This is a genomic window from Bartonella doshiae NCTC 12862 = ATCC 700133 (assembly GCF_000278155.1).
Lineage (GTDB): Bacteria > Pseudomonadota > Alphaproteobacteria > Rhizobiales > Rhizobiaceae > Bartonella > Bartonella doshiae.
Map to the genome: position 1 here is coordinate 575,598 of NZ_JH725094.1, position 13,502 is coordinate 589,099.

General features: G+C 37.6%; 13 protein-coding genes. 3 read left to right on the forward strand and 10 right to left on the reverse strand.

The features are described from left to right. Nucleotides 1-27 precede the first annotated feature (27 nt). On the reverse strand, nt 28-2,052 hold the full coding sequence (locus MCS_RS02535; RefSeq protein ID WP_004855291.1) for a M3 family metallopeptidase: 2,025 nt from the start codon (nt 2,050-2,052) through the stop codon (nt 28-30). 341 nt (nt 2,053-2,393) lie between these two features. On the opposite strand from MCS_RS02535, the gene mgtE reads away from it, so the two are divergent. From mgtE to ppa, 3 genes are all read left to right on the forward strand, one after another. Then, complete coding sequence (gene mgtE, locus MCS_RS02545; RefSeq protein ID WP_004855297.1) at nt 2,394-3,770, forward strand: magnesium transporter; 1,377 nt, start codon at nt 2,394-2,396, stop codon at nt 3,768-3,770. Nucleotides 3,771-4,718: 948 nt separating this feature from the next. Beyond that, entirely contained in the window at nt 4,719-6,545 is a 1,827-nt protein-coding gene (gene typA, locus MCS_RS02550) for a translational GTPase TypA (RefSeq protein WP_004855300.1), read from the forward strand. 68 nt (nt 6,546-6,613) lie between these two features. Beyond that, nucleotides 6,614-7,144 (forward strand): inorganic diphosphatase, encoded by a 531-nt coding sequence (ppa, locus tag MCS_RS02555; protein WP_004855302.1) that lies wholly within the window; start codon nt 6,614-6,616, stop codon nt 7,142-7,144. A 40-nt stretch (nt 7,145-7,184) separates the two neighbouring features. On the opposite strand, the gene MCS_RS02560 is transcribed toward ppa, so the two are convergent. From MCS_RS02560 to MCS_RS02600, 9 genes are all read right to left on the reverse strand, one after another. Further along, nucleotides 7,185-7,511, reverse strand: coding sequence for a DUF167 domain-containing protein (locus tag MCS_RS02560; protein ID WP_024864166.1), 327 nt, complete (start codon nt 7,509-7,511; stop codon nt 7,185-7,187). A gap of 24 nt (nt 7,512-7,535) precedes the next feature. Further along, nucleotides 7,536-7,829: a YggT family protein gene (locus tag MCS_RS02565; protein ID WP_004855308.1), complete on the reverse strand. Its 294-nt coding sequence runs from the start codon at nt 7,827-7,829 to the stop codon at nt 7,536-7,538. 185 nt (nt 7,830-8,014) lie between these two features. After that, entirely contained in the window at nt 8,015-8,575 is a 561-nt protein-coding gene (locus MCS_RS02570; RefSeq protein WP_004855312.1) for an invasion associated locus B family protein, read from the reverse strand. Nucleotides 8,576-8,692: 117 nt separating this feature from the next. Continuing rightward, entirely contained in the window at nt 8,693-9,208 is a 516-nt protein-coding gene (locus tag MCS_RS02575; RefSeq protein WP_004855315.1) for an RNA pyrophosphohydrolase, read from the reverse strand. A gap of 40 nt (nt 9,209-9,248) precedes the next feature. Continuing rightward, nucleotides 9,249-10,559: a S41 family peptidase gene (locus MCS_RS02580; RefSeq protein ID WP_004855316.1), complete on the reverse strand. Its 1,311-nt coding sequence runs from the start codon at nt 10,557-10,559 to the stop codon at nt 9,249-9,251. Further along, nucleotides 10,549-11,790: a murein hydrolase activator EnvC family protein gene (locus tag MCS_RS02585; protein WP_024864167.1), complete on the reverse strand. Its 1,242-nt coding sequence runs from the start codon at nt 11,788-11,790 to the stop codon at nt 10,549-10,551. The genes MCS_RS02580 and MCS_RS02585 overlap by 11 nt, the downstream gene beginning before the upstream one ends. A 133-nt stretch (nt 11,791-11,923) precedes the next feature. Beyond that, nucleotides 11,924-12,406, reverse strand: coding sequence for a 23S rRNA (pseudouridine(1915)-N(3))-methyltransferase RlmH (gene rlmH, locus MCS_RS02590; RefSeq protein ID WP_004855331.1), 483 nt, complete (start codon nt 12,404-12,406; stop codon nt 11,924-11,926). Nucleotide 12,407: 1 nt separating this feature from the next. Next, nucleotides 12,408-12,851: a ribosome silencing factor gene (gene rsfS, locus MCS_RS02595; RefSeq protein ID WP_024864168.1), complete on the reverse strand. Its 444-nt coding sequence runs from the start codon at nt 12,849-12,851 to the stop codon at nt 12,408-12,410. A 56-nt stretch (nt 12,852-12,907) separates the two neighbouring features. Continuing rightward, nucleotides 12,908-13,501 carry a nicotinate-nucleotide adenylyltransferase gene (locus MCS_RS02600; RefSeq protein WP_004855338.1) on the reverse strand — a complete coding sequence of 198 codons (594 nt, stop codon included), beginning with the start codon at nt 13,499-13,501 and terminating at the stop codon, nt 12,908-12,910. Nucleotide 13,502 lies beyond the last annotated feature (1 nt).

Here is a 13,502-nt window from a genome sequence, read left to right on the forward strand (position 1 = left end):
CCTACACCATACCGTTATCATTATATTTTACAATCCACGTTTTTGAATCATAGCTTCTGGTGAAGGCAAACGTCCCCGAAAAGCTTTATAAAGTTCCTCTGGATCACAACTCCCTCCAGCAGAGTAAATAAAACGTTTCAACCTATCAGCAAGCTCTGAATTAAAAACGTCACCCGTTTCTTCAAAAGCCTGAAAAGCATCAGCATCAAGCACTTCTGACCACATATAAGAATAATAACCAGCGGCATAACCATCACCTGAAAACACATGCGTAAAATGTGGAGGACGATGACGCATAATAATTGTATCAGGCATTTGCAGCTTTTCCAATTCTTTATGCTCAAATATTGTTGCATCAGTTACCATTTCTCCTTGATGAAAAGCCATATCTATTAGGGCTGATGAGATAAATTCAACCGCAGAAAAACCAGCATTAAATTTATGTGCTGATAAAACCTTATTCATCAATTCTTGCGGCATAGGAAGCCCTGTTTTTGTATGCGTAGCATAAGACGTTAATACCTCTGGTACAGTTAACCAATGCTCATAAAGTTGAGAAGGAAGCTCAACAAAATCACGTGAAACTGATGTTCCCGCTACAGAAGGCCATATTACATCAGACAGCAAACCATGCAATGCATGCCCAAATTCATGGAAAAGTGTACGTGCATCATCAAGTGATAAAAGAGCAACTTCTCCTTTAGGTGGTTTAGCAAAATTACAAACATTATAGATAATAGGCTTTTGCCCCCCCTCCAATTTATGCTGCGATTGTAGTTTGCTCATCCATGCGCCAGATCGTTTTGAAGAACGCGCAAAATAATCACCAATAAAATGTCCAAGCAGACTTCCATCAGATTTTTTTACTTCCCACAAACGTGCATCAGGATGCCAAAGTGCAACAGTGTTTTTTTCTTCAAACAAAATCCCAAAAAGTTTTTCTGCGACTCCAAAAGCTGCCTCAATAATGCGGTCAAGTTGAAAATAATATTTAACTTCAGCTGCATCGAAACTAAATTTCTCAGCACGAAGTTTTTCACTATAATAACGCCAATCCCAAGCTGTTAAAGTTTCATTGCTTCCATGATTATTTGCAAAGTTTTGCAATTCAATCTGCTCGCTAACAGCCTTAGCTCTTGCCCGTTCCCATACAGGCATAAGCAAATCCATAACAACATCGACACTCTTTGCCATAGTGTTATCAAGCTTCAAATCTGCAAAAGATTTATACCCCAATAATTTAGCTTTCTCATCCCGAAGTGCAACAATCTCTACAATAATTGCTCGGTTATCATTATTGTCGTTATTTTCACCACGTTTAGACCAAGCTTGAAATGCTCTCTCACGCAAATCACGACGATGAGAGAATTTCAAAAAAGGTTCAACAACTGAGCGTGCCAACGTTAATGCGTAAGCACCTTCATTGCCCCTTTCACGTGCAATTTCCTTCATTGAAGCAACAAGATCATCGGGTAAACCAGACAAATCTGTTTGTTCTAAAAATAAAATCCACTCAGCTTCATCTTTTAAAACATTCTGACCAAACGTAGCGCTTAAAAAAGCAAGATTTTCATTAATTTTAATAAGTCGCTCTTTACCTTTTTCATCAAGTTTTGCACCATTACAAACAAACTTTTTCCACCATAATTCAAGCACGTGTGTTGTTTCACTCTCAAACATGCCCTGCTGTGACTGTTTATAAAGCGCATCTATTTTCGCGAATATTCGTGCATCCATCATAATTTTTGAAGAATACCGAGAAAGTCTTACAACAAATTCTTGTTCTAACTGCTGAATTAATGCATTACTATGCGCACCAGAGCACAAGAAAAATATGGAACATACACGCTCAAGTGCTTTTCCAGAAAGCTCAAAAGGCTGCAAAAAATTTTCAAGCGTTGGTGATTCTTGCCTTGTTGCAATCGTTTCTATTTCTTCTTCCGCTTCTTTAAGCGCCTGTTCAAAAGCGGGTTTAAAATCGTCATCATTTATTGAAGAAAAATCAGGAAGTCCTGAAAATCCCTTCCAGTCCAGCACTGCTGTTTTTGTCATAATATCTCCATTATAAATTTAAAGTGAAACAATTACCTTTACGACACAAATTGATAATACTGTAAAATTATTGTGTGCGCTTCAAATAGCCTTTCAAACCTTTATTGTGTATCAGAAACAAAAAATAGCTTTATTATAGGAGATAAGTAAAAATAAAAATCCCACTGTGTCATATTCATGAAATTGTTTATAGCTTGCGATATATCCTTGACTTTATTTAAAATATTAACAATTGAAAATATAACCGGGAGGGATTTTTTAAATCTTCCATAACTTTTTATCTGTCTTATCCATATATCTGGATTAATCATATTCTCCAACCCTTCGGAAGGTACTTTATCATGACTGAAATCAAAACGACCTTCGACTTCAAAAACTCTTCTCCCGAAACTCTTGCCGAAGAATTAAAAAATCATCATTTTGCTGACTCAATTGATATTATCAATGATCTCGATATCATGGAACGCGTAGCTATTCTTAGTCTTTTACCTCTTGATTACGTTGTTGAACTCTTTGACAAACCAGAACTTGAACAACCAGCAGCTATTCTTGAACTCCTCCCTGTTAATCGTTCTGTCGAAATTCTTGATGGTATGTCCGCTGACGCCGCTGCCGATGTTTTTCAGGAAATGGATAAAGAAACCCGCAAGAAGCTTTATGCATTGCTCAAACCCTTAACGCGTGCTGAATTAAAAAAACTTACAAGTTACCCTGATCATACAGCAGGTGCACTGATGACAACAGAGTTTATAGCTGTTCCCGCAAACTGGAGCGTAAAAAAAACTCTTGAACATATTCGTGACGTTGAACGTACACGTGAAACAGTTTACACAAGCTATGTCATTGATCCTAAAACGGGAATTCTTCTCAAGGCTGTTTCACTGCGTAACCTTATCCTTGCTTCACCTGATGATCAAATTCTAAATGTCTCTACACATGACACCCCCATTACAATATCCCCCTTCACACATCATGAAGACATTGCTCGCCTTTTTCAGCGCCATGATCTTCTCTCTGTACCGGTTATTGATGAAAGTAATCATGTTATTGGTATTGTAACAGTCGACGACGTACTTGATACAATGGTTGAGGAAATGAATGAAGATGCATATAAGTTTGGTGGTATGGAAGCTCTTGATAAGCCCTATATGCAAATCAACTTTCTAGGAATGATGAAAAAACGTGGTGGTTGGCTTGCATTACTTTTTCTTGGTGAAATGTTGACAGCAAGTGCTATGCAATATTTCGAAACAGAGCTTGAAAAAGCCATTACCTTGACACTGTTCATTCCCCTTATAATGAGTTCGGGAGGAAACTCTGGTTCTCAAGCAACATCACTTATTATTCGTGCTTTAGCTTTACGTGAACTCACACTTAAAGACTGGTGGAAGATTATACTCCGTGAAATTCCAGCAGGAATATCCCTTGGCCTTTTACTCGGAATTATTGGAATGATGCGTATTGCTCTTTGGCAAGAACTCGGTATTTATAACTATGGTGAACATTGGATTTTTATTGCCATCACTGTGGGCGCAGCTTTAGTTGGAATTGTCACCTTTGGTTCTTTATCCGGCTCCATGCTTCCTTTTATCCTTAAACGTTTTGGATTTGATCCAGCAAGTGCTTCGGCTCCTCTTGTAGCAACTTTAGTGGATGTTATGGGAATCGTGATCTATTTTTCTGTTGCCTCACTTATTTTGTCTGGAACTTTACTCTAACATGGAAAGCAAAAATATTACACCCTTAAATTAGATCCCTTGATACCGTTCTTATTTTATGGTTTCCAATACTATTTTTATGAAGAGGAAAAACTGTTTAATGAAAGGTCAAGCAAGGGGTCTGTATGAAAAGCAGTTTTAGAAAAAATCAAGACATGCATTTCATGAACTATTTTGCAAAAGCAGGTGCAATACACGAAATTCCTCAATATAATTAATGATGCTGGCTATCATTTGATAAACTGAAAGATAGCAATATATAGTGAAACTTTTGGCCATTCAGGAAGTATATCCGAAAATAAAATTTGACGCAGGTAATAGTGTCTTTTTGAAACACTTGTGAATATGAATAGGGCAATGGCGTAATCCTTCTTCACAAATGCCATATGCTCATTAAAAAGCACCCAAAACGGCTATACGTAATTTCCTTATTGTACAAGGTATTGCTCTAAATGATTTTGAAAACGAATTAAAAGAACATGATGAAAAATGGTGAACACTTTACAGCCTTATAACTTCATATTCGTCTAAACGAATCTCTCTTCCTGTTTCAGAAAAAGACAAAAAAGATGCAACCTTCCCATTTCTTAATTATAAAAAGATAATCAAATTATAAAATACTGGGTTATCTCAATCTCCAGCATAGAATATACACTGAAGTTAGAAGTTGAACACACAAACAACAGCAAAAGCATATTATTATAAAAAAGCTAATTGCTTTCTTTGTCTTAGCGCATACCTCAATGAAATTCTTATCTGCTTATTTTTTGAAAAATCTTTCCAACCAACAAAACATTAAAAAACTTCACAAAAACTACTTTGCCATAAAAATATTTCCTCCTCTTCCAAAATTATAAAAAAGGATGTAAAAGGTTTTTTAATGAGTAAGGTAAGGGACGCAAAGCCTTACCTCAAATGAGATTTCATTAAACGAAAAGAAGAAAATTTATGCAATTGCGTAATATCGCCATCATTGCCCACGTTGACCATGGAAAAACAACACTCGTGGACGAGCTTCTTAAACAATCAGGAAATTTCCGTGATAATCAGCGCACTAGCGAGCGTATGATGGATTCAAATGATATTGAAAAAGAACGCGGGATTACAATTCTAGCAAAGGTGACATCCGTTGTTTGGAAAAATACGCGAATTAATATCGTTGATACACCAGGTCACGCTGATTTTGGTGGAGAAGTTGAACGTATTCTGAACATGGTCGATGGAGCAATTGTGCTTGTTGATGCTGCCGAAGGTCCAATGCCCCAAACAAAATTTGTTGTTGGAAAAGCCTTAAAAGTAGGATTACGCCCCATTGTTGCTATCAATAAAATTGATCGTCCTGATGCACGCGTTGATGAAGTCATTAATGAGGTTTTTGATCTTTTCGCTGCTCTTGATGCAACTGATGAACAGCTTGATTTCCCTATTCTTTATGGATCTGGACGCGATGGATGGATGGCTGAAGCCCCCGAAGGACCAAAAGATCAAGGACTGAGTCCTTTATTTGATCTTGTAACGCAGCATGTCCCTTCTCCTAGTGTAGCAGAAGGACCGTTTCGCATGATTGGAACTATTCTTGAAGCGGATCCGTTTTTGGGACGAATTATTACAGGGCGGATTCATTCTGGCTCTCTAAAACCCAATCAAAATGTCAAGGTTCTTGGACAAGATGGAAAACTTTTAGAAACTGGGCGGATTTCAAAAATTTTAGCATTTCGTGGCTTAGAACGGCAACCTATTGAAGAAGGAAGTGCTGGTGATATTGTTGCGATTGCAGGTCTACAAAAAGGTACCGTTGCTGATACTTTCTGTGATCCTACTGTTAATGAACCCCTTACTGCCCAACCAATTGATCCTCCTACCGTTACTATGAGTTTCCTCGTCAACGATAGTCCCCTTGCTGGAACTGAAGGCGATAAAGTAACAAGTCGTGTCATTCGTGACCGATTGTTAAAAGAAGCAGAAGGCAATGTCGCTCTTAAAATTGAAGAATCAGCCGATAAAGATTCTTTCTATGTTTCAGGACGAGGAGAATTACAGCTTGCAGTTCTCATTGAAAATATGCGCCGTGAAGGATTTGAGCTTAGTGTTTCACGTCCACGTGTTGTTATGCAAAAAGATGAAAATGGAATAACTCTTGAGCCAATCGAAGAAGTTGTTATCGATGTTGATGAAGAATATTCCGGTACTGTTGTACAAAAAATGTCTGAACGTAAAGGCGAAATGGTGGAATTACGTCCTTCTGGAGGTAATCGTGTCCGCCTTGTTTTTTATGCACCAACGCGAGGCCTTATAGGATATCAATCAGAACTTTTAACTGACACACGCGGTACTGCTATTATGAATCGCCTTTTCCACGCTTATGAACCTTATAAAGGAGATATTAGTGGCCGTGTTAATGGCGTTTTGATTTCAAATGATAACGGTGAATCTGTCGCTTATGCTCTTTTTAATCTTGAAGATCGTGGACCTATGATCATTGATGCTGGCGTTAAAGTCTATCAAGGCATGATTATTGGTATACACTCACGCGATAATGACTTAGAAGTTAATGTTTTAAAAGGAAAAAAACTTACAAACATGCGCGCTTCAGGGAAAGACGAAGCTGTCAAATTAACCCCTCCCCTTAAAATGACATTAGAACGTGCCTTATCGTGGATACAAGATGATGAGCTTGTAGAAGTTACTCCTAAAAATATCCGTCTACGCAAACTCTATCTCGATCCGAATGAACGTAAACGTTTTGAAAAAACGCGTTCATCAATTTCAACCTAATTTTATGACTTTCTCAATAAAATATTTTCTTGTATCGCGTTTAATTCTACTCTAGAAAGGATATTTACATGAATATTCAGGAAATACCCATTGGTAAAAATCCGCCAGAAGACATCAATGTTATCGTTGAAGTCTCTGTTGGTGGTCAACCGATAAAATACGAGATGGACAAAAAATCCGGAGCGTTGTTTGTTGATCGCGTCCTTCAAACATCAATGGTCTATCCTGGAAACTATGGTTTTGTTCCACATACGCTTTCAGACGATGGTGACCCAATTGATGTTCTCATTTGTAATACTCGTCCCCTTATTCCCGGTTGTGTCATCAATGTTCGCCCAATCGGTGTCCTTATTATGGAAGATGATGGAGGTAAAGATGAAAAAATCATTGCTGTCCCTACTCCAAAGATAACGCAAAGATATACCAATATTCATGATTACACAGATCTTCCCGCAATTACACTAAAACAAATTGAGCATTTCTTCGGACATTATAAAGATCTTGAACCTGGAAAATGGGTTAAAATTGAGGGGTGGCGGAATAAAGACTGTGCACGCGACTTAATTAAAGAAGCTATTGAGCGTAATAATAAAAGATAACTATATCTAAAGAACAAAGCCTGTTTTTTTGAACAGGCTTTTATTTATTTCTGTGGGTAGGTATATCTCCTAAAGATTTTAATATACCTCTTAACTCTTCTAAATATTCTGAAAAATAAAGTTGTTTGTAGCGTGATGTCACTCCATTCTTAAGAGTAATACAAGAAGATGGGATTTTCCATTGCTTCGCTAAAAATTGAATGAGTGCTTTATTTGCCTTTCCATCTTCAGGAACAGCACGAAGGCGTACAACTAAATATTGCTTTCCATCATCCTTGCTTTCAATCCCCATTATTCGATCAACAGAAGCCTTTGGAATCAGGTGTACAAACAAAATTAAGCCATTCGTATCAACTTGATGAAATATCTTCATTTGCCTTATGCAATATCCCTAAAGATACATAGCCGCATAAGCACGCCACATCAAAATACGAATAAAATAAATAACGATGAATACAATAATAGGTGAAATATCAATTGCACCAAGATTTGGTAAAGCCCGTCGGACAAAGCTTAAAACTGGCTCCGTAATACGGTATAGAAAATTCCCTATTATAGCAACAAAACGATTACCAACATTTATAATATTAAAAAGATGAAGCCAGGAAAAAATGACTCTTGCAATCAAAATATTAATGTAAATATCGCAACTTAGATCAATTACCTCAAGCAATATATAAATCATTCTTTATCCCTCTTTCAATCAAAGAAACAGAAGATCACAAAAAGCAGTGGCGAGTAATTGTTAAGAGCTCTCAAAAAATTTTGAAAAACCCTTATACAATAACCTCGCCCTTTTAGTTATAAGCTTTGCTGCAAAAATACTGAAACTAAAAACGAACTCGAAAGGCCGCTTTTGTTTTTTTATGATTATTTCTGCAAAGCAGTCAAGCGGTTAAGTGCATTGCTAAAACCATTAAGCTGAACGAATAAATCATTCAAAGGTGGTTCACCTGGAGCAGCAATTGTCATAGCTAACTTCAAATGCTTCCCAGCACGTAAAGCCGCTACATGATTTTTGTCAAAAACGATTGGAACAATACAACCTGCTGGTACACAAGTCCGAATACCCGTTTCTATAACAGCTTTTCCATCATCGACTTGTAAACGAACAGGCTTAGAGACTAAAATACCAAAAGGAACTGTTAAATTTCCAGAAACAGCACCATCTGCATTGAGAACAATACTCATTGCCACCACAACACGATTCTGTTCGTTAACTTCCTGACGATGCATAAAACAAACTTTTTTTCCCTCTTGTATACCGCAGTTAATGTTCCATAAACCATAAGTTTCACTTAAGGAAGAAGCTCCATTTGGCAATGTAGCTGTTGTGGCTTTTGTTGCGGCAGGCTTTGAATCCAATGCGAACGCCGCAGAAGAAATACTCAAGAGAGTAAAAATTATAAATAAATTAAATAACTTTTTCATTTTATATTCCAGTTCCTTACATAAAATAGAATCACGCTTACTATTCGCTAATAGTCATACATAATATAAAGCATCTTAAAGAAGAAATAGCTTTCTATAATCATATAGCTTCTGTAATCACCTAAAGCTACCTCGAAATTCGTTAACAACTTTCATATAAACATTCTTTTTAAAAGAAACGACAATTGAAGGAAGGGTTTCTAGATCAGCCCACTTCCATTGGTCGAATTCCGCCTTATTGCCATCTGGCGGCGGATTGATCGCAATTTCAGAACATTCTCCTGTAAACTGAAAAGCAAACCATTTTTGCATTTGTCCACGATACTTATTTCCCAATACACATCCAATAAGTTCTTGTGGAAAATCATAATAAAACCAATTCTGTGCTTCCTTCACAAACTTTATAGATCGGATTCCTGTTTCTTCGTAGAGTTCACGATGTGCGGCATCTAATGGCTCTTCATCCTCATCAATTCCCCCTTGAGGAAGCTGCCAACGACGAGTCATCTCTGTTTCGGCATGAGTACACGACACTAAACGCCGCCCAACCCAAACTTTACCTTCATGATTAAATACAAGAATTCCAACACATCTTCGATAAGGAAGATCCTTCAAATTAATAACTGTATCCATTCAATTTTCCCCTAAAAGCATACGCTTTACGTATTCCTTCTTACTTTAAAATATCTTTATTGGGATCTGGTGGAAACGCCGCATGCGCCATTTCACCCCGTAAAAGCTTATACGCTTCATTTAATTGAATATCATCCTTGGGATCTTTCGGAACAAAAGCAGCTGAACCAGACCCCTTATTGTCTTCTCGCTTCCCTTTGATATGCCCTTTTAATGCAGATTCACCAAGCTTGACATCATACCCCTTATATTGTTCGGGTAGTGGTTGCTCCACAATGATATCTGGAGTGATCCCAGTTCCTTGAATTGAAGTACCAGCCGGCGTGTAATAAAGTGCTGTTGTTAAACGCAAAGCACCATTTTCACCCAAAGGGATAATCGTTTGAACAGATCCCTTACCAAAAGATTGCGTACCTAAAATTGTAGCACGGCGATGATCTTGTAACGCACCAGCGACAATTTCAGAAGCACTTGCCGAACCACCATTTATGAGCACAATGAGGGGTTTTCCATTGGTGATATCCCCTGGCTTAGCATCAAATCTCATCACATCATTCTTTTTGCGTCCACGCGTTGACACAATTTCGCCTTTATTGAGAAAAGCACTTGAGACACTCACTGCCTGGTCTAAGAGACCACCAGGATTAAGCCGTAAATCAAGAACATATCCTTTCAGTTTATCTTGAGGAATTTTAGACTGAATATCTTTAATTGCTGCTTGAAGATTACTAAAAGTCTGCTCAGAAAACTGAATAAGTCTTAAATACCCAATATCTCCCTCAACGCGATATTTTACCGCCTTTACCTTAATTATATCACGAACAACCTTAATTTCTAGTGGCTTATCAACACCAGAGCGAATAATTGTCAATATAATTGGCGTTCCAGGAGCTCCGCGCATCTTATTAACAGCTTCATTCAAAGTTTGACCATTCGTCTGTACACCATCAATTTTTGAAATGAGATCCCCTGCTAAAATACCTGCTTTTGAAGCAGGTGTATCATCCATCGGAGAAACAACTTTAATTAAGTTTTTCTCCATGGTTACCTCAATACCAAGACCTCCGAATTCTCCCTTTGTAGAATCCCGCATATCCTTCGCTTCTTCAGCGTTCATATAAGATGAATGAGGATCGAGCGATGTGAGCATACCATTGATTGCATTTTCAATAAGTTTTTTATCATCTGGAACCGTCACATATTGCGTACGCACCCGCTCAAAGATATCACCAAATATGGCGAGCTGCTTATAAGTATCACCTTCATTATTCGCAGCAACAGACTGCACTATAATCATTGAACTGGCGCCGAGAAATACCCCAGCGACCAAAAGAATAATTTTACGAATCATTTTGGTTCCTTTTTATTTTTTCAGTCCGCCACCAAGGAGTTGGATTTACAGGTTTTCCCTGCTTTCTAAACTCAATGTAAAGCATTGGAGCAACTTTTCCTATATCCGAAGCAACACTGTTTGCAATAAATTGCGTTCCCATCATACCAAGAGGCTCGCCGGAAAGTACAAATTGCCCCTGTGTTACGTTGATTTTCAACATCCCAGTAAGAATAATATGATAGCCTTTTCCCACATTAAGAATGATTAACTGCCCATAAGAACGAAACGATCCTGCAAAAGCAACAAAAGCATCAGCAGGAGCTATTACAACAGCTTCTGATTCTGTTTCAACAATTTCACCAAAGCGTGCAATCTGTGAACTCTTGTCAACATTCTTAATTTTTTTTCCTACAACAGGAAAAAGTAAGGATCCTTTTCGGCTTTCAAAATTATACTGCTCTAATAATTGTAAATTTTTCCGCATCTGTAGCGACACATCAGAACTAAGTTTCGACTGACGATCAAGCTCTAAAATCAATTCTTCCAAAGATTGCGCTTTTTTAGCAAGAGCAATATTTTTTTGTTTCTGCTCTGTAAGTTCTTCTTCCGATCTTTTTTGCAGCTTAGCTTTTTGCTCTAATAAAAGTTCTAGGCGCTTTCGCTGTTCTGCTTGATTTTGCATTTTAACTTTCAGATTCGTATATTCTACAGTAATTGAATTGCTTAAATTGGCTAACTCTTTGAGGTTTACCTTTAAAGCCTGTACCTTTTCTTGCATCTTAGGAATGACAGCCCCTAACAAAACAGAACTACGCATAGAAGCCAACGCATCCTCAGGTCGCGCCATAAGAGCAGGAGGTGGATTCAACCCCATACGTTCTAAAATGCCAAGAACTTCAGAAAACTCAGCGCGACGGCTTTTAAATTTTTGATAAACTTGTGCCCGCTTCTCTATCATTTTTTTAAGCTTTTCTTCCCTTTCAGTAATATCATTTGCACTCTCACGTTCTGCTTTTGCAACTTTTATTAATGCATCAGTTAAAGCACGTTGATCTTTTTTCAAACTTTCAACTTGATGAGTAAGAAAAACAACACGTTCACGTGAAACAGAAATATTTTGGCGAATTTCTATTAACTCTTTATTCGCTTCTATACTACTCACTGAATCTTCAGCATACGATACAGATAAACACAGCCCCATCAAGAGTAAAACGACAAATATCACGCATTCCTCATATAAATAATGCATCTTTCTATGAAGAAGCTTCTTCATTTATCTAACCATTAAGCCTCATCACATAAATTAGAAATGCTTTAAATGGTGTCAGCTAAAACAATATTAATAAATTGCGTAAATAAGTACTAAAAATTACACAAAAATTTTAAAATCGGTGATAAGGGTGATTAATAGCAATTGTTACAGCGCGATAAAGCTGTTCTGTAAGCAATATACGCGCAATTTGATGCGGCCATGTCATAAAACCAAAAGATAAAAGAAAATCAGCCCGCCTTCTTATTTGTTCATTATGCCCATCAGGCCCCCCCAAAGCAATGATGAGATCACGAACCCCTTCGTCACGATAAGACCACAATTTTTCAGCAAAAGCAGATGATGAAACTGACTTTCCACGTTCATCTAATACGATTAATCGACATTTGTTAGGTAAAAACTCAATAAGTCTTCTTCCTTCTTCTTCCATGCGCTGACATGCTGTTTGTGCACGGCTTTCTGGTACTTCCTGTAATGTTTTAAGATGAAACCCTACAGCCTCAGAACTTTTTGCAAAACGATTTAAATAATGGCGAACCAATTCTTGTTCAGCCCCCTTCTTCATACGACCAATAGCAAAAATAGAAATTTGCATGCTAATGCTCCCCGAAGAAGACTGATTTTGTATTGTTTAAATCTGGAGCCAGCCACATTTTTTCTAAATTATAAAAAAGACGAACTTCTGGACGAAAAAGATGAACAATAATATCACCTGTATCAATCAATATCCAATCACCTCCCGCAAGCCCTTCTACACGAGCTCGACCATAACCACTGTCTTTCCAAATGCATAAGAGATGATCAGCAACAGCAGATATATGCCGCTGTGAATGTGCCGAAGCTATAATCATGTAGTCTGCTAAAGATGACTTCCCTTGTATATCAATAGAAACAATGTCTTCTGCTTTTATATCTTCTAAGCTCTTGAGAATAACTCTGAGACCATCAGCTACTGAAAAAAGCTTTTTTTTCACTAAAGGTACAATATCATAAAGGCATTTTTGTGAGATGTTTTTCAGACCAATATCCTTTCTTACTATTTAAAATATAAAAAATAAATACTTATTAAAGAGATTTGCAGAATCTTATAAAATGTTCAAGAAAAATCATTCTCCTTTAAACGAAGATTCGTTGAAGACTGAAAAGATAAAGGTCCATGCAAATACGTCCAAACCGGTGATTTCATAAAAGGTAATCGCCTACTTTCTCTTTCATCCAAACGAAAACAACGGTAAATATGTGCCATAGGAGAGGAGAGTGCAGGCATACGTACCCAAGGACGATCAATAATTGCAATAGGAAACATTGATATGATGTCACGCCATCGATACCAGTGATGAATCGTTGCCAAACTATCTGCACCCATAATCCATACAAAATTTACTCTGCGATAACGAGCGCGAATATAAGAAATCGTATCCAGCGAAACTTTGCTCTCTATAGCTTGCTCAAAACCTGTTACACGAATCTTTGGATGATCAACAAGTTCCAAACTTAATCGCATTCTCTTTTCTAAAGATAGCAACTCTGTACAATCTTTTAAGGGATTTCCCGGAGTTACCATCCACCATAATTGATCAAGACGTAAACGCCGAATTGCCGTTTCAGCAACGAGGAGATGACCCGCATGCGGAGGATTAAAAGAGCCACCAAAAAGACCAACAACATTGGATCTTTCTACATACGGCATG

Coding starts and splice junctions, on each gene's coding strand:
- MCS_RS02600 (WP_004855338.1), bottom strand. CDS start 13,501: ATGCCGTATGTAGAAAGATCCAATGTTGTTGGTCTTTTTGGTGGCTCT.
- ppa (WP_004855302.1), top strand. CDS start 6,614: ATGAATATTCAGGAAATACCCATTGGTAAAAATCCGCCAGAAGACATC.
- MCS_RS02535 (WP_004855291.1), bottom strand. CDS start 2,052: ATGACAAAAACAGCAGTGCTGGACTGGAAGGGATTTTCAGGACTTCCT.
- MCS_RS02580 (WP_004855316.1), bottom strand. CDS start 10,559: ATGATTCGTAAAATTATTCTTTTGGTCGCTGGGGTATTTCTCGGCGCC.
- typA (WP_004855300.1), top strand. CDS start 4,719: ATGCAATTGCGTAATATCGCCATCATTGCCCACGTTGACCATGGAAAA.
- mgtE (WP_004855297.1), top strand. CDS start 2,394: ATGACTGAAATCAAAACGACCTTCGACTTCAAAAACTCTTCTCCCGAA.
- MCS_RS02575 (WP_004855315.1), bottom strand. CDS start 9,208: ATGGATACAGTTATTAATTTGAAGGATCTTCCTTATCGAAGATGTGTT.
- rlmH (WP_004855331.1), bottom strand. CDS start 12,406: ATGCAAATTTCTATTTTTGCTATTGGTCGTATGAAGAAGGGGGCTGAA.
- MCS_RS02565 (WP_004855308.1), bottom strand. CDS start 7,829: ATGATTTATATATTGCTTGAGGTAATTGATCTAAGTTGCGATATTTAC.
- MCS_RS02585 (WP_024864167.1), bottom strand. CDS start 11,790: ATGCATTATTTATATGAGGAATGCGTGATATTTGTCGTTTTACTCTTG.
- MCS_RS02570 (WP_004855312.1), bottom strand. CDS start 8,575: ATGAAAAAGTTATTTAATTTATTTATAATTTTTACTCTCTTGAGTATT.